Source organism: Extibacter muris (assembly GCF_004345005.1).
Classification (GTDB): domain Bacteria; phylum Bacillota; class Clostridia; order Lachnospirales; family Lachnospiraceae; genus Extibacter; species Extibacter muris.
On the sequence record NZ_SMMX01000004.1, the window covers coordinates 34,132 to 59,099 of the forward strand.

A 24,968-nucleotide genomic window follows, 5' to 3' on the forward strand; every position below is an offset into this window, starting at 1 on the left:
GATGAAATGTAGGTATTGCGGGCACGAAATACCGGAAGGTATGTTATATTGCGAAGCATGTGGAAAGGAAGTCCGCATTGTTCCCGACTATAATCCTTTGGATGATATGCTGACGGCACAGATCAAGGTGTCTATCAATGATGAGGAAGGTGCCTTGTCCGACAGTGATTATGACATGTTTACGGGAGACACGGCTGCCAGGGGCAGGAATACGGGCACCGGCCGGAACACAGGCACAAGACGGAACACCAGTACAGGGAGGAATATCGGCAGAAGCCCCGCAGGGAGGAGCACCGGACGGAATACTGGCAGGAATACGACAGGCAGGGTGATGTCAGAAAAAGAGCAGCGCAGGAGGCAGATGGAGCGGCGGAAAGCCATGAAACGCAAAAAGCGCAGGAAAGCTCTCATCATCCTGGCTGTGCTTGTCGTTGCCGCCGCCGCGATTGGAATCGTATGCTATCAGAATTCTTATACAGGCATCGTAAATAAAGGTTACAGTGCACAAAAAGAGAAAGCATACGAAAAGGCGGAGACTTATTTCAAAAAGGCCATTGCCAAGAAGCCGGAAAAAGCGGAAGCCTATACCGGTCTTTCCAAAGTATATATAGCACAGGATGAACTGGACAAGGCAGAAGACGTATTCTTGAATGCCATCGATAAGCAGACGAAAAATGCAGATCTCTACGAAGCTTGTGTGGGCTTCTACATGGATACAGACCAGAAGATGCAGATTCCCGTACTTCTTGAGGATGTAGCAGACAACGTGGCAGAAAGGCTGGGCGAATATATCATAGACGGACCATCTTTCAGCCTGGACGACAAAGAGACCTTTGAAGAAGTGCAGGAGCTTACGCTCAAGTCCCATGAAGCGGCGGTTTACTATACGACAGATGGCAGCGAGCCTGATACGGAAAGCGAAAAGTATAAAGAGCCGATACATCTGGAAGAAGGCGAGAACATCATCACGGCTATCGCTGTGAACAAAGAAGGAGTGCCGAGCCTGCCGGTGAAGAAGACATTTACCGTAGAGCTGCCGGTAGAGGATGCCCCGGCCGTATCGCCGTCCACAGGTCAATACAGCACGGCCACGCAGATAGAGATTAAAGTGCCCGATGGCTACGAAGCCTATTATACGATGGATAAAAGTGATCCGACTACCGCATCCACAAAGTACGAAGGCCCGATAGACATGCCACAGGGCGAGACGATATTCAAGGCCATCCTTGTTAACGGCAAGGGTCGTACGAGCGGAGTCACGACGAGAAACTATATGTACGAACCAGAATGAATTGTCAGATAATATAATAAATTTTGAAAGGGGTCAGCCCCCCGGCACGCGGGGGGTCTGACCCCTTTCAAAATTTATCAAATTGTATGAGAATAAATACAAGAATTTCCATTGATTCTATTGCGTTAATTATTTAACAGGACTATAATATGTATATATTGATAAATTATTAACAAATCATTCAAAAGGAGATGGGGACAATGAGCAGATTTACATTACCAAGAGACGTATATCACGGAAAAGGCTGTCTGGAAGAATTGAAGAACCTGAAGGGAAAGAAAGCAATTCTTGTCGTGGGCGGTGGCTCGATGAAGCGCCAGGGATTTCTGGACAAAGCGGTTGGATATCTGAAGGAAGCAGGGATGGAGGTTGAGCTGTTTGAGGGGGTAGAGCCGGACCCGTCCGTAGAGACCGTCATGAGAGGCGCGGAGGCTATGCGTAAGTTCGAGCCTGACTGGATCGTATCCATGGGCGGCGGCTCCCCGATTGACGCCGCAAAGGCTATGTGGGCATTCTACGAATATCCGGACACGACGTTCGAGGACCTCTGTATTCCATTTAACTTCCCTGAACTGAGGCAGAAAGCGAAGTTCGCAGCGATTCCTTCTACGTCAGGGACCGCAACGGAAGTTACGGCATTCTCAGTAATTACAAACTATGAGACCGGAGTAAAATATCCGCTTGCAGATTTTAATATTACGCCTGATGTTGCGATTGTAGACCCTGAGCTGGTGGAAGGGCTCCCGGTGAAGCAGGTGGCTTATACGGGAATGGACGCGCTGACCCATGCGATCGAAGCCTATGTTTCAACATTGAACTGTGCATTCACAGATCCGCTTGCACTCCAGGCGATTGAGATGGTGCTTGATTATCTGCCTGCATCCTATCATGGAAATATGACCGCCAGGGAACAGATGCACTATGCACAGTGTCTTGCGGGAATGGCTTTTTCAAATGCGCTGCTTGGTATCGTACACTCTATGGCCCACAAGACGGGCGCGGCATTCTCTACCGGACATATCACCCATGGATGCGCCAATGCAATGTATCTGCCATACGTAATCAGATATAATGCAAAAGATGCCAAAGCAGCATCCCGTTATGCCGAAATCGCGCGCCGTATGGGACTGGACGGGACATCCGAACAGGCGCTTATCAACAGCCTGTGTAAGAAGATAGATGCCATGAATGCAGAATTCGACATACCTAAGACACTCAAAGAGTTCGGCATCATAGAAGACGAGTTTAAGGAAAAGATAGCCAACATATCAGAGCTTGCTGTCGGTGACGCATGCACAGGCTCCAACCCACGTCCTATCGATCCGGCCGCTATGGAAAAATTATTTACGTGCATATATTACGGAACAGAAGTTGATTTTTAATATAAGTACATAAAAGACAGGTGCCGTAAAGCACCTGTCTTTTAGTGAGAATATTTGACTTCTTAGCTAATAAGCTACTTGATATTTCGTAATATATGCATTATTATGGAATAAGTATTAAATATTAGGAGGAAATGAGATGTACAAGATATTAAAAGCCGAAAATCCGGCTGATAAGATTTATCTTATGGACGTAGAAGCACCGCGTGTCGCAAGGCATTGCGCTCCTGGCCAGTTTGTCATCGTGAAAATGGATGAAAAAGGGGAAAGAATTCCACTTACGATATGTGACTATGACAGGGAAGCGGGAACGATTACGATCGTATTCCAGACCGTAGGCGCGTCCACAGAAAAGATGGCCGGACTGAAAGCCGGAGATGCGTTCAGAGACTTTACAGGTCCTCTCGGATGCCCGTCCGAATTCGTATATGAGGACATTGAGAGCCTGAAGAAGAAAAAGATGCTGTTCGTAGGCGGCGGCGTAGGCGCGGCTCCTGTATATCCTCAGGTAAAATGGCTCCATGAGCACGGCGTAGATGTGGATGTCATCGTAGGCTCCAAGACGAAAGACATGCTTATCCTGGAGGGTGAGATGGAGGCTGTGGCAGGCAACTACTATCCTTGTACAGATGACGGTACATACGGCCATGCAGGCATGGTCACGACGAAGATCGAGAAGCTGGTAGAAGAAGGCAACAATTATGACGTCTGCGTTGCAATCGGCCCTATGATCATGATGAAGTTCGTCTGTCTGCTGACGAAGAAGCTCGGCATTCCGACCATCGTCAGCATGAACCCGATAATGGTAGACGGAACCGGTATGTGCGGAGCATGCCGTCTCCATGTGGGAGAAGACATAAAGTTCGCCTGTGTTGACGGTCCGGAATTTGACGGTCATCTCGTCAACTTTGATGAGGCGATGAAGAGACAGCAGATGTACAAGACACAGGAAGGACGTGCGCTGCTGAAATTACAAGAAGGCGACACCCATCACGGCGGATGTGGCAACTGCGGAGGTGACAACTAATGGCTGATGTATTGAAGAAGGTCCCTGTCAGAGAACAGGAGGCAAAGGTAAGAGCGACTAACTTTGAAGAAGTCTGCTACGGTTATGATAAAGAAGAGGCGGTGGAAGAGGCGGTCCGCTGCCTGAACTGCAAGAATGCGAAATGTATCCAGGGCTGTCCTGTTGCAATCAACATTCCTGGATTTATCTCTAAAGTAAAAGAAGGGGATATCGAAGGGGCATACAAGGTGATAGGAGAGTCCTCAGCGCTCCCGGCTATCTGTGGACGCGTATGTCCCCAGGAGTCCCAATGCGAATGCAAATGCATCCGAGGGATAAAAGGGGAGCCGGTCTCTATCGGCAAGCTGGAACGTTTTGTCGCTGACTATGCCCTGGAACATGATATCAAACCCCAGAAGGCTGAAAAGATGAACGGGCATAAGGTTGCTGTCATCGGTTCCGGCCCGTCAGGGCTTACGTGTGCGGGGGACCTGGCTAAGATGGGATATGACGTGACGGTATTTGAGGCGCTCCATGAGCTTGGAGGAGTTCTCGTGTACGGTATACCTGAATTCCGTCTTCCGAAAGAGAAGGTCGTAAAGAAAGAGATTGAAAAGGTAAAAGAGCTTGGAGTCAAGTTTGAGACGAATGTCGTAATAGGCAAGTCTACCACCATCGACCAGCTCATGGAAGAGGAAGACTTTGAAGCTGTGTTCATCGGTTCAGGAGCCGGGCTTCCGATGTTCATGGGAATCCCGGGGGAGACGGCAAACGGAGTCTTCTCTGCCAATGAATACCTGACGAGAAGCAACCTGATGAAGGCGTTCGATGACAACTATGACACGCCGATCGCAGCCGGCAGGAAAGTCGCGGTCGTAGGCGGCGGCAACGTGGCGATGGATGCGGCAAGAACGGCCCTCCGCCTCGGCGCTGAAGTACACATCGTATACAGAAGAAGCGAGGCAGAGCTTCCGGCCAGAGTGGAAGAGGTGCATCACGCGATGGAAGAAGGAATCATCTTTAACCTGCTCACAAATCCAAAAGAGATTCTTGTGGACGAGAACGGATGGGTGCGCGGAATGAGGGTCATCAAGATGGAACTGGGCGAGCCTGATGCTTCAGGAAGAAGGCGTCCCGTGGAGATACCGGGATCCGAGTATGAGATGGAACTGGACACGGTCATCATGTCGCTTGGAACTTCACCGAATCCATTGATTGCGTCCACCACAAAGGGCCTGGAGACAAACAGGAGAAAATGTATCGTGGCAGAGGAAGAGAACGGCCAGACCTCCAAGGCATGTGTATATGCCGGAGGGGACGCGGTAACCGGAGCAGCTACGGTAATCCTTGCAATGGGAGCAGGTAAAGCAGGCGCAAAGGGAATCCATGAACTGCTGAGCAATAAATAAATACAGGAATCCATTTAGATATATAAGGGACCGCAGCCGCAAGTGCTGCGGTTCTTTTCAATTACACCCTATACCATGTTTGACGATTATGGTATGATAATGGGGAAAATCAATAATTAGAAAGAAGGTTTACTATATATGACTATATTTTGGGGCTTGATGATTCCTTTCATCGGCACGACCGTGGGGGCGGCGTGCGTACTGTTCATGCGAAGAGAGCTGAAACCATTGATCCAGAAGGCGCTGCTCGGATTTGCGGCCGGCGTCATGGTCGCAGCCTCCGTCTGGTCGCTTCTCATACCGGCCATGGATATGTCTGAAGATATGGGCAGATTAGCCTTTGTTCCGGCGGCAGTCGGATTTGTCATCGGTATCGCATTTCTGCTGTTCCTGGACCGGGCTATCCCACATCTGCACATCGGCTGCGATGAGTCCGAGGGACCGAAGTGTACTCTGAAGAAATCCACCATGCTCGTGCTGGCGGTCACCATACATAATATACCGGAGGGTATATCAAGTGGTGCCGTGTTTGCCGGGCTGCTGACCCACAACACCAACGTCACGGTGGCGGGAGCATTTGCCTTGTCTATCGGCATCGCGATACAGAACCTGCCGGAGGGATTCATCGTCTCCCTGCCGATTAGAAGCGAGGGCAAAGGAAGGGGCAAGGCGTTCCTGTATGGAACGTTGTCAGGCATCGTAGAACCGATAGCAGGGGGAATCACTGTCCTGCTGGCAGCCTATATCACGCCGATACTGCCTTATCTGCTGGCATTTGCAGCTGGAGCTATGATATATGTCGTGGTGGAAGAGCTGATTCCCGAATCGGCAGAGGGAAGCCACAGCAACATAGGCACTATCGGTTTTGCATCAGGGTTCGTACTTATGATGATACTGGATGTGGCACTTGGCTAATGCAGCAAAGATAAACGTGCCACAGGCATGTGGTATACGGAAGAAGGGAAAAGAAGTATATGAATATTACGATTCTTGCCGTTGGGAAGGTGAAAGAGGCATTTTACCGGCAGGCGGTTGATGAATTTAAGAAGCGGCTTGGCCGCTACTGCAGGCTGAATATTATCGAAGTACAGGATGAAAAGACGCCGGATAAGGCAGGTGAGGCGCTTGAGTGCCAGATTAAGGAGAAGGAAGCCCTGCGCCTGCTGAAGCACATCAAAGAAACAGACTATGTGATCACGCTGGAAATCGATGGAGAGCAGCCGGATTCCGCTGCCCTGTCCCGTAAGCTTGACAGGCTCGGGATTGAAGGGACGAGCAGCATCTCTTTCGTCATAGGTGGCTCTCTCGGCCTGCATGAGATTGTCACGAGACGGTCTGATTACAGGCTGAGCTTCTCTAACATGACCTTTCCGCACCAGCTGATGCGGGTCATCTTGCTGGAACAGATATACAGAAGCTACCGGATTATGAATGGTGAGCCGTATCATAAGTAAAGGCGAAATTATGGCATTATGCATGAAATTGAATCAATAGAAGAGCTGGATGGAAAATCCTGTTACTCCGATTCAGCAGGGCATAACTTCTAAGTGCAGGAGTTATGCTTTTTTCTATACTCTGCGGATATCTCAGCCCATAAAAAAGTATTGGTACAACTAAGACTAAGTAAAACCATATAAGATTATACGGTTACACTTGGGTGGCTCCATCTGCGGCGACTGAATGAAAGAATTTAAAGATAGTCATATCTCCTATATAAAATTGAGTATTCCAAACTGGTATGCTATAATAAGTCTATAAAAAAGCAGGAAGACTTCTTTCGCTTACAATCTAGTAGTTGTCGCTCTCGTTGCTGCTGTAATAAAAGTAATCAGCTCACGGAAAGAATCACAGGCAAGGAGTGATGGCAATGAAAAACATACATGACATATTATTGGAATTTTCACAGGAGATAAGGCAGTTGTTTGGGGATAAATTGACAAAGATAATTTTGTATGGTTCCTATGCACGTGGGGAGCAGAGAGAAAACTCAGACGTAGATATTATGATATTAGCAGACATGGAGCCAGAAGAGGTCAGTTATTATGCTGATAAGGCTTTTGACATTGCATATGAGTTTGAACTAAGATTTCAAATAGAAAGACTCTTTTTATTCCGTCCTTCCCACATTTCTATGGGAAGGACTTTTCTATGCTCCCTTCTATGTTCAAGTCCCCCTATCAAAATAATAAGACCAGCATACATGTGTTAAGTCACCATTGTAACCATCTGTCAAAGGTACTCCCCGTTCGTTTACAACCTTATATTTGAATTTGTCCAGAGCACATTGGTTAAAATTATAGTAAAAGAAAGGAGAGCATATGAAAGATAATCTTAACCATGTTGACGACTATATCAAATTAGGTTTAAATATTGCATACTACCGCAAACTCAGTGGACTTACCCAATTGGAACTGGCGGAAGCGGTCAATATAAGCCGTACCCATCTAAGCAATATTGAAGCCCCGAATATGCCCACCTCTGTTTCTTCAGATACCCTGTTTCAAATTGCTAATGTGCTGGATATCCCTGTTTATAAACTTCTTATATTTAAAGAATAAAAGCCATTGTCAACATGCATTATGCTGACAATGACTTCTAGCTTTGGGGAATTATTAGTGGCATTTAACCCCTTCGCATCAGGTTATTACTCATCTTTAAGATATTCATCCACCAGACCCCTGCAGTTGATATCTGTCTTTCAGCTTCTTCCCGACTGGCAATAATCAGCGAGAGCCAGACACTGAACGTACATGTCAAGATGCTGCGGGCCAAGATTGAGGAGTGCCCCCGAGAGCCGAAGCGGATTGTGACAGTCTGGGGAGTTGGTTACAGATATGAAGAAATATAAAACTATGATACTGGCGGCTGTCCTGATCTATCTCTTTTCGGCTGTTATGGCTTTAATTGGAATCTACGGTGCAGCTGTAGTGCAAAGCGGTGAGTATAACACTGAAATAAACAGGATATACGATGCCCTTAAGGAGGGGGATACGGCGCAGGATGTCGACCTGTCATCTTTCCAATATGTGAAAGAAGTCTCGTATCTCCCGGAATACAAGCTTAAGGAAGAAAAAGAGACAGCCGCTTTTTATGAGGAGAAGAACCAGACTGGAATCCAGGTGGTACCTCTGTATAGAAGGGGCCTTTAAAGGATTCTTAAGGTTCGATTATGAAAAACCGGTATTTCAGACGGAAAAGATACTTCTGCTTACGGAGGCGTTGCCCGGTATCATGGGGGCGGCTCTTCTTGCTGCGCTGCTCTATCTGAAGGCACGGGTGATAGGTCCTTTCCTGCGGCTTAAGAAACTGCCGTATGAACTGGCAAACGGCCAGCTGTCCGAGAAAGTGACAGAGGAAAAAAGCAGGTTTTACGGTGAGTTCATGCGGGGCATGAGCCAGCTGAGGAATTCGCTGGCATCCTCGAGAAGAAGGCATCTGGAACTTGAGCAGGAGAAGAAGACGATGCTGCTGTCACTTTCACACGACATCAAGACGCCGCTGCACACGATACGGCTATACGGAAAGGCGCTGGAAGAAAATCTGTACAGCGACGACGTGCAGAAGACGCATGCAGCACATCAGATTGGTGAAAAGGCGGCAGAAATCGAACGCTATGTGGAAGAAATCATGAAAAATTCCAGAGAAGACATTCTGGACATTCAGGTAAAGGAAGGAGAATTTTACCAGGCGGACCTGATGGACAGGGTATTGGACACCTATCGGGAGAGATGCAGAATCCGCATGGTAGATCTGATCGTCGGAGAATATGACAATCTTCTGCCGAAAGGAGATTTGGAACGTGCCCTGGAAGTATTCGGGAACATATTTGAGAATGCTTTCAAATACGGGGACGAGAGGAAGATTGATATCTCTTTTTATAAAGAAGACTACTGCCATCTGATACGGATATACAACACCGGCAAACCGGTGACGGACAACGAATTTAACCATATCTTTGAAACTTTCTTCCGTGCGGCCAACAGCAGGGGGATGGAGGGCAACGGACTGGGGCTGTACATATGCCGCGAGATCATGCGGCGGATGGACGGTGAGATATTCGCCCAGAAGGACGAAGATGGAATGGCATTTGTCCTTGTATTCCGGTAGGAGAAGGCGGAAGCGGCTGTCTGATTCCAGATATTACATGTTGCCAGATCTTCTTTTTATGGTACGATATATAACGTAACAAATGTGTAATATATTTGTAACAATTATACAGACCAGAAGGAGGAGAAGATGAAAAACAGAATTTTCATTACATTGGCTGCAGTGGCAGTCGCAACAAGTATGGCAGCGCCGGTAGTATCACAGGCGGCAGAAGGGAACAGATCTGTAAGAAAAGGATATGTAATTGTCGGGAGCGGCAGCGGTGTCAGCGTAAATGAGATTACGGATGACCAGCTCAAGCAGAAGCTTAACATAGAAGAAATTATTAATAAACTCTGTCCCGGCAATAATGGCGGCGGGCAGAATAAGCCGGACAACAAGCCCGGCACAGATGTTCCAGAGACGCCGGAGACACCGGAAACACCGGATATTCCGGAGACGCCGGATGTACCGGATACAGATAAGCCGGATACAGACGATCCGAAGCCTGACAACAAGCCGGACCAGGATGAAAGCAGCAATAAGACATTTGCACAACAAGTGGCGGCGCTTGTCAATGCAGAGCGGGCCAAGGAAGGGCTTCCGGCGCTCAAGATGGCTGAAGATGTTTCAAGAGCAGCGCTCGTACGCGCGAAAGAGACAGAGATCTCTTTCTCACATACGAGACCGGACGGCAGAGGCTTCAATACTGCGCTTACAGAACAAGGCGTAAAATTCCGCGGAGCCGGCGAGAATATCGCATGGGGACAGAAGTCTCCGCAAGAGGTTATGAAAGGCTGGATGAACAGCCCGGGACACAGGGCTAACATAATGAATTCCAAATACACGACTATCGGCGTGGGACACTACCAGAACCAGAAAGGAACGAATTACTGGACCCAGTTGTTTACATACTAAGATAGCATATAGGCGGATGGAGAAAGAGGGGGATGCAAGCTGCATCTCCCTCTTTCTCTGTGCGTGCCCGTGGCGATTTGCCCTAGCCACAATATTCTTCCAGCAGTGCTTCAAATATCTGGATATGTATCTCTTCATCCCGGATGATGCGTTTCAGGCATTCTACAATATGCCTATCCTTTATCCTCCGGCATTGCTCTTCATATTTCTGGACCGCTTTTTTCTCACCGTTCAACGAGTTGATAAGCAGAGGACGGATTTCTATCGGATAATTATTGTAGCCCGGCGTCCAGTATGCCATCTGGTTTCCCCGGTAAGTCCAGAGGCGCGGGTTCTCGCCCATCATCCTTGCAATCTGGCCGAATATTTCCAGATGGTGCATTTCCACGATGCTGATCTTGTGAAAGATCTTAGACAGGCGCGCATCTTCATCAATGAGCAGATTATTGTAGAGGTAAAGACTCACTGCCGACATTTCTGAGTTCTGGCCGCCCATATTATCGAGCATCATCCTTCCGTAAGCTCTGTTGCGTTCACAGATACGGACCGGAGGATACGGACCGGAAGCGGCGTAAGACGGTTCTTTCGGTGCCTGGGGCTTGGCTTCGTTACATTCGCATTCGCAGTTGCGGTTCACATCATTATTCATAACATTCACTCCTTATAATTTAAAGCTCCTGACTAAACAATCTATGAATAAAAAGTTGAATATATACAGATATTTGAAGAATCAGAGGGCGGTAAGGTGGCAAAAAGCTCCGCTTAGTGGTATGATTAACCGATGTAGAGGAACGTACATGGGAAAGAAGGATGAGGTACGACATATGAAGAAAAGCTTATCGAAAGGACCGGCATGCAAGTTTAGATGGAGATACATATTGGCCGCGATAGTCCTGTCTGCAATATACGTCATTGCGGGGACGATCCTGTCCTACGTGAGACAGCCCGGCGTAAGCCAGGAATATAAAGATATGTTTGATCCAAAGGACTGCTATTCGGATGAGGTATCGTGCGACAGGGCATGTGTGATAGAAGACAATGAACAGGCGCTGGAGGAACGGCTTAGGATGATTGGCCAGGCGAAGGAACGGATTATACTGTCAACATTTGATTTTCACGCGGACAAAAGCGGCAAAGATATGATAGCCGCACTGATGGATGCGGGGAAACGGGGCGTTGACGTCAAGATACTTGTGGATGGTTTTTCAGCGCTGCAGCAGATGGATGGCAATGCATATTTCTATGCCCTTTCCACTACGCGCAATGTGGAAATCAGGGTATACAATAGAATCAACCTGCTGATGCCATGGAAAAGCATGGGGCGCCTTCATGACAAGTATGTCATTGCAGATGACGGACTGTATCTGCTCGGAGGACGCAATACGTATGATTATTTTCTGAGTGACAGCGGCTACAGGAATTACGACAGAGACGTGCTTGTATACAGCCGCTCGCCCCAGGACAAAAGAAGCTCGATTCATCAGCTGGAAGATTATTTTGAGTCCGTCTGGAACCTGGATGAATGTAGAGCATTCCACGCCAGTCCCGGTGCCGTTTCCAGCGGGAAAGCATCAGAAGCGGGGAAGGAGCTCGAACAGCGGTACCGTGATATGCTGAGAAAATATCCTGTGATAGATGAGAGAGCAGACTATGAAGGCATGACGTATGAAGTGAACAGGATTACGCTGCTGTCCAATCCTGTCCACGTATATTCCAAGGAGCCCCGGGTGTTCTACTCGCTTACGGAGCTTATGAAGGACACGGAAGAAGATATATCCATCCATACCCCGTATATCATCTGCAACGACTGGATGTATGAGTCGCTCAAGTCGGTATGTGCCGGCAGCGGAAAGGCTGCGCTGATGACGAATTCGGTCGCCAACAACGGAAATCCTTTTGGCGCTTCTGACTATAAGATAAATAAAGAAAAGCTGCTGGAAACGGGTATCACGGTATACGAATATGAAGGCGGAGTGTCCTATCACGGAAAAAGTATCACGATAGGAGATGACATTTCAATTATCGGTTCCTTCAATATGGATATGAGGAGCACTTATCTGGATACGGAACTCATGCTTGTCATCGACAGCGAGGGTGTAAACAGCCAGCTGAAGGGGTATATGAGGGAGTATGAGGCAGAGTCGGTCAAAGTGCTGGATGCAGATACTTACGACATACCGGAAGGGGTAACGAGGCAGGAGATCAGCAGCAAAAGGGAGTTCAGGGTCAAAGTCCTGACACCGTTCAACTGGCTGCGCTTTCTCATGTGACGGTTTTGACTGTCAGAGAAGCGGAACTGGAGAGATGGAGGAAAGGAGGGACCTATGAAGAAAAAAGGAGCGGATTTTTTACTATCCGCTCCTTTTTTCTATATTTATTATACCATAAAATGGCCGATTTTTCAAGTCTTGTAATCATATCCGCCCGGTCATATAATTAACGACTAAGGCAAAGGAGGTACAAGGCATGGATGAACCGTTATATGAGATTCTGGCGTCCAACAGGGATAAGGAGGAGCTGGCTGCCGTCAATTCTTGCAACGAAAGAATCAAAAGGCAGTTCGGGCTTAGCCTTACCCAGGAGGAGGCAGGGGCCTTGATTGCAGCGAAGCAAGAAAGCCTGAAGACGCATCAGAGGGTGGAATTTGGCAGAGGTATCCTAGATAAGCTGATGTTCGTGTTCTGTGATTCCCAGTACATCAGCCGGCAGGATTATGCCAAGACGCTGGCCGGGCTACAGGACATCTTCTATGCGTTCAAGAACGAGGCACAGGACAGGCTGACAGACGAAGAGCTGCTGGCCTTTATGAAGGAGCAGTTCGAGACGGTGTGTTTTGGCGACATGGAATATCTGGAAGGGACGTGCCTGGCGCGCTTCGCGGCAGCGGTGCGGGCAGGCTGCCGGGGATATGAGGCGTCGGGGGGAAAGGGGGAATACGTAAAAGTAAGCGAAGAGCAGCGTTGGGACAGTGAACTGTATATGGAAGCCCTCAGAGAATTGTTCTGGGAGTAGTAAAGGAGGAGGGGACATATGGAATATAAGCTGGAAGAACTCGTGCCGGTCACAGCCATGCTGGCAGAAAAGTATACGTCAAAAGAGAGCAGCTCAGTGACCTATGAAACCGCGCAGATGCTCATGGGCGCGGTCATCTACTGTATAGAAGAGCAGGAGGCCACATATGGCAGTGCACCGGCCGGCGGCAGGAAGGTGAAGGCGGAGGAGGCCTACGAGGCAGGTTACGCACAGGTGCTGGATAAATCGAACCGTGCGAGGGAAGCCTACAACAGGCTGACGGCAGATTTTGAAGATTATGGCTGCAGGAACTACAAGGATACGATTATTGGAGGAATGCCCGCCTTCTTCCTCTATTATGACGTTCGGTTCCAGCCCCAGAACCATATCATAACTCTGGATTATCCGACGGCCGGAACGTATGGAGACCGGTGCGGAATAGACCTCATATATGAATATCTGTGCGATATAGAGACGGAAAGCAGGTTCTTAAGCTGCTTTCAGACTTCGGCGGTGAGAGATCTGCTTTACAGGACAGAGGATCGGTTCAAAGTCCTGTATATGGAGAATCTCTGTTCTCTCGTCCTTCTTAACGCCATAGGATGTATCATTGCAGAACATCCTTTTTCAAGTCTGGTATTGGAGAAAAGTGACATTGAGAATATAGAGATGTACTTCCGGGAGGATAGTCTGCAGGAAGTAGAGCAGAAGACCGGCGCTTTTATCCGTATGATTGCGGAGGCGTCCGGGCTCGGCAGCATGCAGGAATATTTTCAGAACCTTAGGAGAGAGTACGCGCTTCGGATTTTCAATGGCAAGAAACATCATGTGCTGGATGCGCTCTTCCTGTGACCTGCCGAGGGGGAATATTTCCGGGGACAATGTATAAAGGACAGCAGCCACACATAGATTACTATAAAACTATGTGTGGCAGTGTTTCTATGAAGGCAAGGAAGAAAGAGCGCAGACAGGATATAGAAAGCCGGTCGTTCAGGAATAAAGTTGCAGAGGCCTCCGAGATGCCGAAAGACGTAGTGCTTGGAATGCCTGTACTCACCATAACCGGGCAGCTGGAGATGAGCCTGGAGAATTACAGGGGCATATTGGAGTATACAGATGCCCTTGTCCGTATACAGACGAAGATCGGGCAGATCAGGATCACCGGCAAGAACCTTCAGGTCGCATATTATACGAATGATGAGATGAAAGTGACTGGAAGGATAGAGTCCATAGAATATCATCATTAAAGGGGGATAAGATTTGCTTTTATCCATGATTCGATATATAAAGGGATACGTTCAGATTCGTGTAATCGGCTATTCGGCGGAACGGTTTTTGAATGCCTGCAGCCACAGAGGTATCTACATATGGGGGCTGAGACCGTCAAACGGAGCGTATGAGATGTACATGTCTGTTGACGGTTTCCGCAAGTTAAAACCGATTATCAAGAAGACCGGATCAAGAGTAGTGGTAGCAAGGCGGTTCGGTCTTCCTTTTTTTTTACACAGATACCGGAAAAGAAAACTGTTTTTTATCGGAGCTTTTTCAAGCGTCGCGCTCATATACATATTATCCCTTTTTATATGGGATATTGATATAGAGGGGAATCTGTCGCAGACGGACGAGAACATACTGGAATTTCTCCAGACGAAGGAAGTCGAGCATGGGATGAAGAAGTCCAGCGTGGACTGTGACAGAATTGTAAAAGATATGCGGAAAGAATATGACGGAATCATCTGGGTATCCGCTTCCATCCAGGGTTCCAGGCTTATCATACAGGTGAAGGAAAACGAGGATTCCCTGCCTGCAGCCGGCGGCGACGGGGAGCTGGAACAAGAGGATACGGACAGCGCCGGCAGGAAAGAGGAAGAGGAGCCGCAGGACATCGTGGCAGATATAGATTGTACGATAACAGAGATGATAACACGCAAAGGGACTCCTGCAGCCAAGGAAGGGGACGCGGTCAAAAAAGGCGATCTGCTCGTATGCGGCAGAGTGCCTGTAAACAATGACGCCGGAGAGACGACCGGATACCACTATAATAAATCAGACGCTGATATCAAAGGAAAAGCAGTCATACCATATGAGCAGGAACAGGACATCACCTATATTGAGAAGAAGCTACCCGAGGTTAAAAAACAGGAGATGTATATCAAGATAGGAAGATACCGGTTCGGTCTCGGGAGCAAGAGCCATGATTATGAACACTATGAGATCATGTCACAAGAAAAGCGCTGGAAGATAGGGGAGGAATTCTACCTGCCTGTATCGACGGGAATCCGGACGATACAGCCGTATACGAGGAAGAAGCACAAGTACAGCGATAAGCAGCTTCAGACGATACTGAGCGGGCAGTTTGACAAGTATTGTGAAGATTTAGAGAAAAAGGGGGTAGAAATTATTGAGAATGATGTTAAAATATACACAGGGTCCGAAAAAGCGAAAGCGAAAGGGAACCTTACGGTCATCATGCCAATAGGCACCATGGCACCTACGGAGGTCATAGATGTGCCGCAGCAAGAAGAGGATGGAACGACAGGAGATAATATAGATGGGAATGATGGAGACAGTCATTGACATGCCCGCAGAGCATGAAAAGAATGTATTCGGCCAGTTCGACGCATATGCCAAAAAGATCGAACGGACGCTGCATGTGACGCTCATAGCAAGAGACGGGAATGTCAAGATAATGGGAGAAGCCTTGCAGGCAGAACGGGCCAGGAGAGTGCTGGAACAGCTTGTCGGCCTGTCCATGAGGGGCAATACGATACAGGAGCAGAATGTAGATTATACGCTGTCCCTCGTGATGGAGGACAGTGACGAGAGTGTTGTGGAGATGGATAAGGAATTCATCTGCCATACGCTGCAGGGAAAGCCTATCCGCCCAAAGACGCTTGGGCAGAAAAAATATGTAGATGCCATACGGCGCAAGATGATCGTGTTCGGCCTTGGCCCTGCGGGGACGGGAAAGACATATCTGGCCATGGCGATGGCGATTACCGCATTTAAAAATAATGAGGTGGGCAGGATAATACTGACAAGACCGGCCATAGAGGCGGGAGAGAAGCTCGGCTTCCTTCCCGGAGACCTCCAGAGCAAGATAGACCCATATCTCAGGCCGCTTTATGATGCCCTCTATCAGATTATGGGCGCCGAAAGCTTTCTGAGGAACTCTGAAAAAGGGCTGATCGAAGTGGCTCCGCTTGCTTATATGAGAGGCCGTACGCTCGACAATGCCTTTATCATACTCGACGAGGCACAGAACACGACTCCTGCCCAGATGAAGATGTTCTTGACGAGGATAGGTTTCGGTTCCAAAGTAGTCGTCACCGGCGACGCGACGCAGAAGGATCTGCCGGCCGGGCAGGTGTCCGGACTTGACGTGGCCGTTTCTGTCGTCAGGCATATCGAGGATATCAGCGTCTGCCAGCTGAGCAGCAGGGATGTAGTGCGGCATCCGCTCGTACAGAAGATTGTCAAGGCATACGATGATTATGAGAACAGAAGCCGGGCAAAAGGAAAAGACCGAAGGAGAAAATAAACGAATGACGCTATATTTTGAGGAAGAAGGGGAGACCTGCCTGGAGTTACCGTGTGAGGATCTGGCCAGAGAAGTGGCTGACGAGGCTCTGGAATATGCAGGCTGTCCCTACGAGGCACAGGTGAACGTGCTGCTGACCACGAATGGGCATATAAAGGAGATGAACCAGGAGTTCCGGGGAATCGACCGCCCTACGGACGTACTTTCATTTCCGATGGCCGAATATGGACATCCGGGGGACTTCGGCTGCCTGGAAGAGCAGGACGGCTGCTTCGATCCGGAGTCCGGGGAATTGGTTCTCGGTGATATCGTGATATCCAAAGAGAAGGTGATATCCCAGGCAGAAGAGTTTGGACATTCTGTCAGAAGAGAATACGCTTTTTTAATTGCCCATTCTATGTTACACTTAATTGGGTATGACCATATGGAGGAGGAAGAACGCCTTGATATGGAATCAAGACAGAGAGAAATCTTGGACAGACTAAACATATTACGATAAACGGAGCATGAAGCATGGCTGAAAAACGCAGAAAAAAAGAGGCCAATTTCCTGATACAGGGGTCCATTCTTGCCATTGCAGGGGTGGTAACGAAGATAATTGGTGTTATATATCGTATTCCGCTGCGGAATATCGCGGGACAGGAAGGGATGGGCTACTATGGCGTGGCCTTTTCCATCTATATCGTGGCACTTACCCTGACATCCTACAGCCTCCCGCTGGCCGTGTCGAAGCTTGTATCGGCACGTATCGCGTTAGGGGAGTATAAAAATGCATATAAAGTGTTCAGAGGAGCATTGATGTTTGCCGTCATGGCAGGCGGATTCGTCTCCCTCCTCATTTTCTTCGGGGCAGGGTTCATCGCGGACAATATCATGTCCATCGATATGAGCGTATACGCGCTGCGCGTGCTGGCTCCGTGCATACTGATCGCGGCAGTGCTCGGTGTCATGCGGGGGTTCTTCCAGGGTATCGGCTCCATGGTGCCTACGGCCATCTCGCAGATTATCGAGCAGATAGTAAACGCGGTCATCTCCGTGACAGGAGCTTACGTGCTGTTCAGCGTAGGCAAAGGGATCGCCAAGACGAGAGGCAATGCATCTTACGGTCCTGCCTACAGCGCGGCGGGAGGTACGCTCGGCACCGTGGCGGGGGCGCTGACGGCCCTGCTTTTTATCTTGTTCATCTTCATGGCCTATAAGAAGGTCTACAGACGGAAGATGCGCAGAGACCGCAGCCGCCACAAGGAGTCATATAACAGGATATATAAAGTGCTGCTGGTCACTATCGCCCCTGTCATACTGAGTGCGACCGTCTACAATATCTGCGATTTTGTAGACAGTGCCATGTTCAGCAATATCATGGCCGCCCAGGGAGAGAAGAAGGTCGTATATACGAAGCTGCTCGGCATACTTACCGGAGACTACACGACGCTGATCAACGTGCCATTATCTATATCAAGCGCTTTTGCGTCTTCTCTGATACCGAGCCTTGTCGCTACTGCACAGACAGGCAGCCGCAAGCAGATACATAGCAAGATCAACATGGTGACCCGGTTCAACATGATGATAGCCATCCCGTGCGCGGCCGGTTTTCTCGTTCTTGCCAAGCCGATACTGGACCTGCTGTTCTATGGTTCGGACAATACGACGTCCTCGTATATGCTGCAGCTCGGAGCTGTCTCCGTCGTGTTCTTCTGCCTGTCCACTGTGACGAATTCCGTACTTCAGGGTCTGGATGATATGATGACTCCGGTCAAGAATGCGGCGATATCGCTTGTCATCCATGTGGTCTCGCTATTCTTGTTCATGGTTATCTTCAAGTGGAACATCTACGCAGTCATTTTGAGCAAGATCGTATTTTCCGGCGCGATATGCATATTGAATTCACATGCGCTTCGCAGCCGCATCGGCTATGTGCAGGAGCAGAAGAAGACCTTTATCATTCCTGCAATATCTGCGGCCGTCATGGGCGTGGTTACCGTTGTCGTGCATCTGGTGGTGGAACTCTTCATCGGCAGCAAGGCGGCAACCATACTTGCACTTCTGGCAGCGCTTGTTACGTATGGAATTACGCTTATCCTGCTTGGAGGCCTGACACAGGAGGAGCTGCTTGGTATGCCGAAAGGGGCGACTATCGTATCTATATGCAGAAAGCTGCATCTGATCCGCGGGGAATACAGATAGCAGAAAATCAGCAGGTTTGTATAAATAAATGAAAAACAGCCAATACTGTACTAAAAAAGGAGTTGTCCTTATGAAAAATAAGTATGGTATTGGCTTTTTTGCGGCTGCTATAATAACGGTACTTGCGGTATCCAGCGCATACCAGTTGAGTTACCAGAAAGCAAAAGAACGGGCGGAGGCCGAGACGAAGATAGAGAAAGAGCAGGAGACTGCCAAGGCCAAGACCGAACCGTCGGTGAGAACGGAAGGTTCAGCTTTGAAAGAGGACTGCTATTACCTTATGGAGGTCAATGGCTATATCGTCGTCTACCTGAGTGACAAGAAGACGCCTTATGAGTACACGGATATTCGTTATGATGAACTCCCGGCAGCCGTGCGCGAGGAGATACGTAACGGCAAATATATAGAAGACACAGGTACGCTGTACGGCTTCTTGGAAAATTATTCGAGTTAAGAAAGTTAAGAATAAGAAGTAGACTTTCATCCTTTTATGGTGTATTATGGATACCGTAATTTCTATGATTTCAGGAAGGACAAAAGACAAATGGACGATAAAAAGATAGCCAGGATAAATGAACTGTATCACAAGTCCAAAGCAGAAGGGCTTACAGCGGCTGAGCGGAAGGAACAGCAGGTTCTCAGAAGAGAGTATGTGGATGCTTTCAAGCGGAACCTGCGCAGCCAGCTGAATCAGATATCGATAGAAGAGGCAGACGGGACGATAACGGATTTGGGTGAGAAATTTGGCGGAAAAAGAGGAAATCAGACAGGCAATTCTTAAAAAAAGGCTGGATATCAGCTCGGTAGAATGGCAGAACAGTACAGAAGCCATCACAAGGGAGATCATCTCCCATGTGTGGTTCAGGGAGGCCACGGATATCTACTGCTATGTAGACTGCCGGAAAGAGGCCGGGACAAGGCAGCTGATAGAAGAGGCATGGCTGCTCGGCAAGGCCGTATGGGTGCCGAAGGTGGGCGGTGCAGAGATGAACTTCTTTGCAATCCATTCTTTTGAAGAATTAACCAGAGGATGCTTTGGCGTCCTGGAACCAGACGAGGGGAAAGCGGCGGACGGGAAGGACGGGCTGGTAATCATGCCGGGCGTGGCGTTCGATGTCAGACGCGGCCGGATTGGATATGGCAAGGGATACTATGACCGGTATCTGAGGGACCATCCGGGGCTCCATACAATCGCGGCGGCATTTGACTTCCAGATCGTAGAGGAAGTGCCGCAGGAAGAAGAGGATATCAGGCCGCAGCTTATCATAACAGAGACAAGGACCCTATAGCGGCAGAAAGGATGGATACGGATGCAGTTTGGACTGCCGAAAGACCCCATGCTGCTTTTGAGCGTGGTGAACACGAAGATAAGAGACTATTACCACACGCTTGACGCGCTGTGTGAGGATATGCAGGTAGATAAAAATACGATTGTAGATACATTGAAAGGAATCGATTATGAGTATGATGAATCCAGACATCAGTTTGTCTAGCGGGATACCGGACACGGAACCTGAGCGGCAGTATTATTACATAGAGATGGCCAGACGGCATGTAGCGTCTAGATCGAAGGAGATGGGAAGGCCCCTTACTTTTTGCGTGACGACCTTCGGCTGCCAGATGAATGCCCGGGATTCTGAGAAGCTGAGAGGGATACTGGAACGTATCGGTTATGAAGAGGCGGCGGAGGACAAGGCGGATTTTGTCATCTATAACACATGTACGGTCCGTGAAAATGCGAATACGAGAGTGTACGGAAGGCTTGGACAGCTGAAGCCGCTGAAGCAGAAGAGCCCCTATATGATGATAGGGCTGTGTGGCTGCATGATGCAGGAGCCGGAAGTGGTAGAGAGGCTGAAAAAGAGCTACCGTTTCGTAGACCTCATATTCGGTACGCACAATATATATAAGCTTGCAGAGCTGATCGTCTCACGCTTTGAGTCGGGCAGCATGGTGATAGATATATGGGAAGACACGGATAAGATTGTAGAAGACCTGCCGAACGAAAGGAAATACGCCTTTAAATCGGGTGTCAATATCATGTTCGGCTGCAATAATTTCTGCAGCTACTGTATCGTGCCATATGTGCGCGGGAGAGAGAGAAGCCGTGCGCCGGAAGCCATTATACGGGAAATCAGGCAGCTTGTGGCAGATGGAGTGACTGAGGTCATGCTTCTTGGACAGAATGTCAATTCATACGGGAAGACGCTCGATACGCCGATCACCTTTGCAGCGCTTCTTGAGGAGATTGAAAAGATAGAAGGGCTGGAGCGCATAAGGTTCATGACGTCACATCCAAAGGATCTGTCTGACGAGCTGATCGAAGTGATGGGCAGGTCACGTAAGATATGCAGGCATCTGCATCTCCCCGTACAGTCCGGAAGCACAGACATCCTTAAAAAGATGAACCGGCATTATACGAAGGAACAGTATCTGGAACTGGTGAGAAAGATAAGGCTGGCCGTTCCGGACATCTCTCTTACGACAGATATCATCGTCGGTTTTCCCGGCGAGACCGAGGAGGATTTCCAGGAGACGCTGGATGTCGTGCACAAGGTACGTTATGACAGCGCGTTTACCTTCCTCTATTCAAAACGTTCGGGCACGCCCGCAGCGGCCATGGAGGACCAGGTGCCGGAGGATGTCGTCAAAGACCGGTTTGACCGGCTGCTCGGCGAGGTCCAGAAGATTGCCCGCGAAGTATGCGCGGTGCATGAAGGGAGCATACAGCGGGCGCTGGTAGAATCTGTCAGCGAGCACGACAGCACCCTCGTAACGGGAAGGCTGAGCAACAATCTGCTCGTGCATTTTCCGGGAACGGAAGAGATGATAGGTACATACGCAGACGTAAGGCTTGAGGAATGCCGGGGATTCTACTATATAGGAAGTCTGGAGGCCGGCCGGTAATTCATGCCTATTAAGAAATATATACCACCCATATTATAAGCCAAAACGCTCAAACTATAAGTAAGAACATATAGTGAGGGCGTTTTTACATGAAGAAATTAAGCGAGTATCTGTTTTTTATCAGCTTGGGAGGCTGTATCTATTATACATTAGAAGTAGTATTCCGCGGCTTTTCCCACTGGAGCATGTTCCTGCTCGGCGGCATCTGCCTTCTCTTTTTTGAGATACAGGGCAGGGCGGTCAACTGGGAGGATGCGCTTTGGAAGCAGCTCATGAGATGCATTGTATTTGTGACATCGATGGAGTTCATAACCGGTATCATCGTCAACAAGTGGCTGGGCCTTGGCGTGTGGGACTATACGAACCAGCCGTTCCATCTGTTTGGGCAGATCTGCCTGCCCTTTGTGGTCTTGTTTTCAGGTCTGTGCGTCATAGGCATCCTATTGAGCGGGTACTTGTCATACTGGCTGTACGATGAGCCGAAACCACATTTCCATGTGTTGTAATGAGAATTTTAAGTCTTTAATATTTTTGAGATTAATGATATAATAAAATGTAAAATTTTAGACAAAAGAGGAGAAGACTGTGGCTGAACTAACCCCGATGATGCAGCAGTATGTAGATACGAAAAAAGAGTATCCTGACTGTATCTTATTTTATAGATTAGGCGATTTTTATGAGATGTTTTTTGAAGATGCGCTTACCGCATCGAAAGAACTGGAAATTACCCTGACAGGAAAGAACTGCGGGCTTAAAGAGCGGGCGCCAATGTGCGGCATCCCTTACCATGCCGTGGATGGCTATCTCAATCGGCTCGTATCCAAGGGCTACAAGGTAGCTATCTGCGAACAGATGGAAGACCCGGCGACGGCAAAAGGTCTCGTAAAGCGGGAAGTGGTCCGTATCGTTACTCCTGGTACGAACCTGGATACGCAGGCGCTCGATGAGACGAAGAATAATTACATCATGTGCGTCGTATATATCGCGGACCGATATGGTCTGTCGGTGGCGGATGTCACGACAGGCGATTATTTTGTGACAGAACTTGAAACGAGCGGGAAACTGTTTGACGAGATATATAAATTCATGCCCTCAGAGCTTATATGCAATGAGGCTTTTTATATGAGCGGCATGGATATGGACCTGCTGAAAGAACGGCTTGGCATCACGATATACGCGCTGGATACCTGGTATTTTGACGACGCTCTCTGCCAGCGGACGCTGAAGGAGCACTTCAAGGTGAATGCTCTGGAGGGCCTCGGCCTGGGAGACTATGACTGTGGCGTCATCGGGGCAGGAGCCCTGCTTACATACCTGAAAGAGACGCAGAAGACGGACCTGGCCCATCTGACGAAGCTCACCGGATATGCAGCCGGCAAGTATATGATGCTGGACAGTTCCACGAGAAGGAACCTGGAGCTTTGCGAGACGCTGCGTGAAAAGCAGAAGAGGGGGTCGCTTCTCTGGGTGCTCGACAAGACGAAGACGGCCATGGGCGCGAGGACGCTTCGGAAATATATCGAACAGCCCCTCATAGATAAAGAAGCGGTAGAACGGCGTCTTGACGCGGTAGAAGAATTCAAGGCAGGTGCGATAGCGAGAGAAGAGATCAGGGAATACCTAAGCCCTGTCTACGATCTGGAACGCCTCGTCTGCAAGATTACATACAAGTCCGCCAACCCGAGGGATCTGACGGCGTTCAGATGCTCTCTGTCCATGCTGCCCCACATCCGGTGCATAATGGGTGATATGGACAGTCCTCTTCTGAGGGAGCTCTTCGACAGCCTGGATACGCTCGAAGATCTATGCCGGCTTATCACGGATGCCATCCAGGACGAGCCCCCTCTTGCCATGAAAGAGGGCAATATCATACGGGAAGGCTATGACGAGGAGGTGGACCGGCTAAGGGCTGCAAAGTCGGATGGAAAAGAATGGCTTGCCAAGCTGGAAGAACAGGAGCGTCAGAAGACGGGAATCAAGAATCTGCGTATCCGTTTCAATAAAGTGTTCGGCTATTATCTGGAAGTGACGAATTCGTTCAAGAACCTCGTCCCCGATTATTATACGAGGAAACAGACGTTAGCCAATGCAGAGCGTTATATCATCCCTGAGCTGAAAGAGCTGGAAGATACGATACTGGGCGCGGAAGACAAGCTCTACGCGCTGGAGTATGAGCTGTACTGCGAGGTGCGTGACACGATTGCCGGAGAGATCGAACGTATCCAGACGACAGCCAAGGCAGTGGCACAGATTGACGTCTTTACCTCCCTTGCACTTGTGGCGGAACGTAATAATTACGTGCGCCCCAGGATAAACGAAAAGGGGGTCATCGACATCAAGGATGGACGGCATCCTGTCGTAGAGAAGATGATTCCGAATGACATGTTTATTGCCAATGACACGTTCCTGAACGACAGGAAGAACCGCATATCTGTCATCACCGGGCCGAATATGGCCGGTAAATCTACATATATGAGGCAGACGGCACTCATCGTGCTAATGTCGCAGATTGGTTCCTTCGTACCGGCGTCTTCTGCGGATGTGGGGCTTGTAGACAGAATATTTACAAGAGTGGGAGCCTCAGATGACCTGGCGTCCGGGCAGAGCACGTTTATGGTCGAGATGACAGAGGTTGCCAATATACTCAGGAACGCCACGGGCAGAAGCCTTCTTATATTGGACGAAATCGGACGGGGTACGAGCACCTTTGACGGGCTCAGCATCGCCTGGGCTGTGATTGAACATATCAGCAACAGCAGGCTGCTCGGAGCCAAGACGTTGTTTGCAACCCACTATCACGAGCTGACCGAACTGGAAGGCAAGATTGACAATGTGAATAATTACTGCATCGCAGTCAAGGAAAAAGGCGACGATATCGTATTTCTGCGCAAGATCGTAAAAGGCGGCGCAGACAAGAGCTACGGCATCCAGGTAGCCAAGCTGGCGGGCGTACCGGACACGGTCATCGAGCGGGCGAAAGAGATAGTGGAAGAACTCAGCCATGCAGATATCACCGCCCGGGTGAAGGATATCGCGGTTAACGGCCATGAAGCAAAGATCAAGACAAAGAAGTTTGACGAGGTCGACCTGGCTCAGATGTCCCTGTTTGATACGGTAAAAGACGATGATGTGATTGATGAGATCAAGAATCTGGATGTGAGCAACCTGACCCCGATCGATGCGCTGAACACGCTGTATCAGCTGCAGAACAAACTGAAAAACAGGTGGTAAT

The 24,968-nt window shown here is 48.9% G+C and carries 28 protein-coding genes and 1 pseudogene; 27 read left to right on the forward strand and 2 right to left on the reverse strand.

The window, feature by feature from the left end; translation table 11 throughout:
• The first annotated feature begins 1 nt into the window (after position 1).
• The 7 genes from E1963_RS05625 to E1963_RS05655 all read left to right on the forward strand — a co-directional run bounded on the left by E1963_RS05625 (position 2) and on the right by E1963_RS05655 (position 7,297).
• Positions 2-1,291 (forward strand): chitobiase/beta-hexosaminidase C-terminal domain-containing protein, encoded by a 1,290-nt coding sequence (locus E1963_RS05625; protein WP_167482119.1) that lies wholly within the window; start codon positions 2-4, stop codon positions 1,289-1,291.
• 200 nt (positions 1,292-1,491) lie between these two features.
• Complete coding sequence (locus E1963_RS05630) at positions 1,492-2,673, forward strand: iron-containing alcohol dehydrogenase (protein ID WP_066576058.1); 1,182 nt, start codon at positions 1,492-1,494, stop codon at positions 2,671-2,673.
• A 139-nt stretch (positions 2,674-2,812) separates the two neighbouring features.
• A complete protein-coding gene (locus E1963_RS05635) occupies positions 2,813-3,700 on the forward strand; it encodes a sulfide/dihydroorotate dehydrogenase-like FAD/NAD-binding protein (protein WP_132276181.1) in 888 nt (295 codons plus the stop codon).
• The gene (gene gltA, locus E1963_RS05640; RefSeq protein WP_132276183.1) at positions 3,700-5,088 is read left to right on the forward strand and encodes an NADPH-dependent glutamate synthase; all 1,389 of its coding nucleotides are present in this window, start codon (positions 3,700-3,702) and stop codon (positions 5,086-5,088) included. Before E1963_RS05635 ends, gltA begins: the two co-directional genes overlap by 1 nt.
• A 138-nt stretch (positions 5,089-5,226) precedes the next feature.
• A complete protein-coding gene (locus E1963_RS05645; RefSeq protein WP_132276185.1) occupies positions 5,227-6,003 on the forward strand; it encodes a ZIP family metal transporter in 777 nt (258 codons plus the stop codon).
• Positions 6,004-6,062: 59 nt separating this feature from the next.
• Complete coding sequence (gene rlmH, locus E1963_RS05650) at positions 6,063-6,542, forward strand: 23S rRNA (pseudouridine(1915)-N(3))-methyltransferase RlmH (protein ID WP_132276187.1); 480 nt, start codon at positions 6,063-6,065, stop codon at positions 6,540-6,542.
• Between the two features lie 413 nt (positions 6,543-6,955).
• Complete coding sequence (locus E1963_RS05655; RefSeq protein ID WP_167482120.1) at positions 6,956-7,297, forward strand: nucleotidyltransferase family protein; 342 nt, start codon at positions 6,956-6,958, stop codon at positions 7,295-7,297.
• Here the strand turns inward: E1963_RS05655 and E1963_RS22545 are convergent.
• Positions 7,292-7,408: pseudogene (locus E1963_RS22545) on the reverse strand (small, acid-soluble spore protein, alpha/beta type); the annotation flags it as partial. The gene E1963_RS05655 and the pseudogene E1963_RS22545 overlap by 6 nt on opposite strands.
• On the opposite strand from E1963_RS22545, the gene E1963_RS05665 reads away from it, so the two are divergent.
• From E1963_RS05665 to E1963_RS05680, 5 genes are all read left to right on the forward strand, one after another.
• Positions 7,407-7,646 carry a helix-turn-helix domain-containing protein gene (locus E1963_RS05665; RefSeq protein ID WP_132276191.1) on the forward strand — a complete coding sequence of 80 codons (240 nt, stop codon included), beginning with the start codon at positions 7,407-7,409 and terminating at the stop codon, positions 7,644-7,646. The pseudogene E1963_RS22545 and the gene E1963_RS05665 sit on opposite strands and share 2 nt — an antisense overlap.
• Before the next feature lie 182 nt (positions 7,647-7,828).
• Positions 7,829-7,936 carry a winged helix-turn-helix domain-containing protein gene (locus E1963_RS22550; protein WP_334295640.1) on the forward strand — a complete coding sequence of 36 codons (108 nt, stop codon included), beginning with the start codon at positions 7,829-7,831 and terminating at the stop codon, positions 7,934-7,936.
• Complete coding sequence (locus tag E1963_RS20495; RefSeq protein ID WP_243117598.1) at positions 7,923-8,237, forward strand: hypothetical protein; 315 nt, start codon at positions 7,923-7,925, stop codon at positions 8,235-8,237. Before E1963_RS22550 ends, E1963_RS20495 begins: the two co-directional genes overlap by 14 nt.
• A complete protein-coding gene (locus tag E1963_RS05675) occupies positions 8,179-9,195 on the forward strand; it encodes a sensor histidine kinase (protein WP_243117599.1) in 1,017 nt (338 codons plus the stop codon). Before E1963_RS20495 ends, E1963_RS05675 begins: the two co-directional genes overlap by 59 nt.
• A 129-nt stretch (positions 9,196-9,324) precedes the next feature.
• Positions 9,325-10,092 carry a CAP domain-containing protein gene (locus E1963_RS05680; protein WP_132276193.1) on the forward strand — a complete coding sequence of 256 codons (768 nt, stop codon included), beginning with the start codon at positions 9,325-9,327 and terminating at the stop codon, positions 10,090-10,092.
• A gap of 82 nt (positions 10,093-10,174) precedes the next feature.
• Here E1963_RS05680 and E1963_RS05685 read toward each other — a convergent pair whose 3' ends face one another.
• Positions 10,175-10,741, reverse strand: a complete 567-nt coding sequence (locus tag E1963_RS05685) for a ferritin-like domain-containing protein (protein WP_132276195.1) — start codon at positions 10,739-10,741, stop codon at positions 10,175-10,177.
• A 175-nt stretch (positions 10,742-10,916) separates the two neighbouring features.
• Between E1963_RS05685 and E1963_RS05690 the strand changes: the two genes are divergently transcribed.
• The 15 genes from E1963_RS05690 (at position 10,917) to mutS (ending at position 24,967) form a co-directional block, all read left to right on the forward strand.
• Positions 10,917-12,362: a phospholipase D family protein gene (locus tag E1963_RS05690; protein WP_132276197.1), complete on the forward strand. Its 1,446-nt coding sequence runs from the start codon at positions 10,917-10,919 to the stop codon at positions 12,360-12,362.
• Between the two features lie 196 nt (positions 12,363-12,558).
• Positions 12,559-13,104 carry a DUF6323 family protein gene (locus E1963_RS05695; RefSeq protein ID WP_132276199.1) on the forward strand — a complete coding sequence of 182 codons (546 nt, stop codon included), beginning with the start codon at positions 12,559-12,561 and terminating at the stop codon, positions 13,102-13,104.
• Between the two features lie 18 nt (positions 13,105-13,122).
• Complete coding sequence (locus E1963_RS05700) at positions 13,123-13,956, forward strand: DUF6179 domain-containing protein (protein ID WP_132276201.1); 834 nt, start codon at positions 13,123-13,125, stop codon at positions 13,954-13,956.
• 89 nt (positions 13,957-14,045) lie between these two features.
• Positions 14,046-14,351 (forward strand): sporulation protein YqfC, encoded by a 306-nt coding sequence (gene yqfC / locus E1963_RS05705; protein ID WP_066581440.1) that lies wholly within the window; start codon positions 14,046-14,048, stop codon positions 14,349-14,351.
• A gap of 25 nt (positions 14,352-14,376) precedes the next feature.
• Complete coding sequence (locus E1963_RS05710; protein ID WP_132276636.1) at positions 14,377-15,681, forward strand: sporulation protein YqfD; 1,305 nt, start codon at positions 14,377-14,379, stop codon at positions 15,679-15,681.
• Positions 15,656-16,645, forward strand: coding sequence for a PhoH family protein (locus E1963_RS05715; RefSeq protein ID WP_132276203.1), 990 nt, complete (start codon positions 15,656-15,658; stop codon positions 16,643-16,645). The genes E1963_RS05710 and E1963_RS05715 overlap by 26 nt, the downstream gene beginning before the upstream one ends.
• A gap of 4 nt (positions 16,646-16,649) precedes the next feature.
• Entirely contained in the window at positions 16,650-17,144 is a 495-nt protein-coding gene (gene ybeY / locus E1963_RS05720) for an rRNA maturation RNase YbeY (protein ID WP_132276205.1), read from the forward strand.
• Between the two features lie 14 nt (positions 17,145-17,158).
• On the forward strand, positions 17,159-18,829 hold the full coding sequence (locus E1963_RS05725) for a putative polysaccharide biosynthesis protein (protein WP_132276207.1): 1,671 nt from the start codon (positions 17,159-17,161) through the stop codon (positions 18,827-18,829).
• A gap of 70 nt (positions 18,830-18,899) precedes the next feature.
• Positions 18,900-19,283: a hypothetical protein gene (locus tag E1963_RS05730; RefSeq protein WP_049728015.1), complete on the forward strand. Its 384-nt coding sequence runs from the start codon at positions 18,900-18,902 to the stop codon at positions 19,281-19,283.
• A gap of 90 nt (positions 19,284-19,373) precedes the next feature.
• The gene (locus tag E1963_RS05735) at positions 19,374-19,610 is read left to right on the forward strand and encodes a DUF896 domain-containing protein (protein WP_132276209.1); all 237 of its coding nucleotides are present in this window, start codon (positions 19,374-19,376) and stop codon (positions 19,608-19,610) included.
• Positions 19,564-20,118: a 5-formyltetrahydrofolate cyclo-ligase gene (locus tag E1963_RS05740; protein WP_315974353.1), complete on the forward strand. Its 555-nt coding sequence runs from the start codon at positions 19,564-19,566 to the stop codon at positions 20,116-20,118. The genes E1963_RS05735 and E1963_RS05740 overlap by 47 nt, the downstream gene beginning before the upstream one ends.
• A 21-nt stretch (positions 20,119-20,139) precedes the next feature.
• Positions 20,140-20,322, forward strand: coding sequence for a DUF4250 domain-containing protein (locus E1963_RS05745; protein ID WP_066576135.1), 183 nt, complete (start codon positions 20,140-20,142; stop codon positions 20,320-20,322).
• Positions 20,288-21,736 (forward strand): tRNA (N6-isopentenyl adenosine(37)-C2)-methylthiotransferase MiaB, encoded by a 1,449-nt coding sequence (gene miaB, locus E1963_RS05750; RefSeq protein WP_132276213.1) that lies wholly within the window; start codon positions 20,288-20,290, stop codon positions 21,734-21,736. The genes E1963_RS05745 and miaB overlap by 35 nt, the downstream gene beginning before the upstream one ends.
• Before the next feature lie 89 nt (positions 21,737-21,825).
• On the forward strand, positions 21,826-22,242 hold the full coding sequence (locus tag E1963_RS05755) for a putative ABC transporter permease (protein ID WP_066576139.1): 417 nt from the start codon (positions 21,826-21,828) through the stop codon (positions 22,240-22,242).
• A gap of 79 nt (positions 22,243-22,321) precedes the next feature.
• Positions 22,322-24,967: a DNA mismatch repair protein MutS gene (gene mutS, locus E1963_RS05760; RefSeq protein WP_330570710.1), complete on the forward strand. Its 2,646-nt coding sequence runs from the start codon at positions 22,322-22,324 to the stop codon at positions 24,965-24,967.
• The last annotated feature ends 1 nt before the right edge of the window (position 24,968 follow it).

Bases quoted from the DNA above. Each gene is read 5' to 3' on its own strand.
- E1963_RS05625 (WP_167482119.1), top strand. From the start codon at position 2: ATGAAATGTAGGTATTGCGGGCACGAAATACCGGAAGGTATGTTATAT.
- E1963_RS05630 (WP_066576058.1), top strand. From the start codon at position 1,492: ATGAGCAGATTTACATTACCAAGAGACGTATATCACGGAAAAGGCTGT.
- E1963_RS05635 (WP_132276181.1), top strand. From the start codon at position 2,813: ATGTACAAGATATTAAAAGCCGAAAATCCGGCTGATAAGATTTATCTT.
- gltA (WP_132276183.1), top strand. From the start codon at position 3,700: ATGGCTGATGTATTGAAGAAGGTCCCTGTCAGAGAACAGGAGGCAAAG.
- E1963_RS05645 (WP_132276185.1), top strand. From the start codon at position 5,227: ATGACTATATTTTGGGGCTTGATGATTCCTTTCATCGGCACGACCGTG.
- rlmH (WP_132276187.1), top strand. From the start codon at position 6,063: ATGAATATTACGATTCTTGCCGTTGGGAAGGTGAAAGAGGCATTTTAC.
- E1963_RS05655 (WP_167482120.1), top strand. From the start codon at position 6,956: ATGAAAAACATACATGACATATTATTGGAATTTTCACAGGAGATAAGG.
- E1963_RS05665 (WP_132276191.1), top strand. From the start codon at position 7,407: ATGAAAGATAATCTTAACCATGTTGACGACTATATCAAATTAGGTTTA.
- E1963_RS20495 (WP_243117598.1), top strand. From the start codon at position 7,923: ATGAAGAAATATAAAACTATGATACTGGCGGCTGTCCTGATCTATCTC.
- E1963_RS05675 (WP_243117599.1), top strand. From the start codon at position 8,179: ATGAGGAGAAGAACCAGACTGGAATCCAGGTGGTACCTCTGTATAGAA.
- E1963_RS05680 (WP_132276193.1), top strand. From the start codon at position 9,325: ATGAAAAACAGAATTTTCATTACATTGGCTGCAGTGGCAGTCGCAACA.
- E1963_RS05685 (WP_132276195.1), bottom strand. From the start codon at position 10,741: ATGAATAATGATGTGAACCGCAACTGCGAATGCGAATGTAACGAAGCC.
- E1963_RS05690 (WP_132276197.1), top strand. From the start codon at position 10,917: ATGAAGAAAAGCTTATCGAAAGGACCGGCATGCAAGTTTAGATGGAGA.
- E1963_RS05695 (WP_132276199.1), top strand. From the start codon at position 12,559: ATGGATGAACCGTTATATGAGATTCTGGCGTCCAACAGGGATAAGGAG.
- E1963_RS05700 (WP_132276201.1), top strand. From the start codon at position 13,123: ATGGAATATAAGCTGGAAGAACTCGTGCCGGTCACAGCCATGCTGGCA.
- yqfC (WP_066581440.1), top strand. From the start codon at position 14,046: ATGAAGGCAAGGAAGAAAGAGCGCAGACAGGATATAGAAAGCCGGTCG.
- E1963_RS05710 (WP_132276636.1), top strand. From the start codon at position 14,377: ATGATTCGATATATAAAGGGATACGTTCAGATTCGTGTAATCGGCTAT.
- E1963_RS05715 (WP_132276203.1), top strand. From the start codon at position 15,656: ATGGGAATGATGGAGACAGTCATTGACATGCCCGCAGAGCATGAAAAG.
- ybeY (WP_132276205.1), top strand. From the start codon at position 16,650: ATGACGCTATATTTTGAGGAAGAAGGGGAGACCTGCCTGGAGTTACCG.
- E1963_RS05725 (WP_132276207.1), top strand. From the start codon at position 17,159: ATGGCTGAAAAACGCAGAAAAAAAGAGGCCAATTTCCTGATACAGGGG.
- E1963_RS05730 (WP_049728015.1), top strand. From the start codon at position 18,900: ATGAAAAATAAGTATGGTATTGGCTTTTTTGCGGCTGCTATAATAACG.
- E1963_RS05735 (WP_132276209.1), top strand. From the start codon at position 19,374: ATGGACGATAAAAAGATAGCCAGGATAAATGAACTGTATCACAAGTCC.
- E1963_RS05745 (WP_066576135.1), top strand. From the start codon at position 20,140: ATGCAGTTTGGACTGCCGAAAGACCCCATGCTGCTTTTGAGCGTGGTG.
- miaB (WP_132276213.1), top strand. From the start codon at position 20,288: ATGAGTATGATGAATCCAGACATCAGTTTGTCTAGCGGGATACCGGAC.
- E1963_RS05755 (WP_066576139.1), top strand. From the start codon at position 21,826: ATGAAGAAATTAAGCGAGTATCTGTTTTTTATCAGCTTGGGAGGCTGT.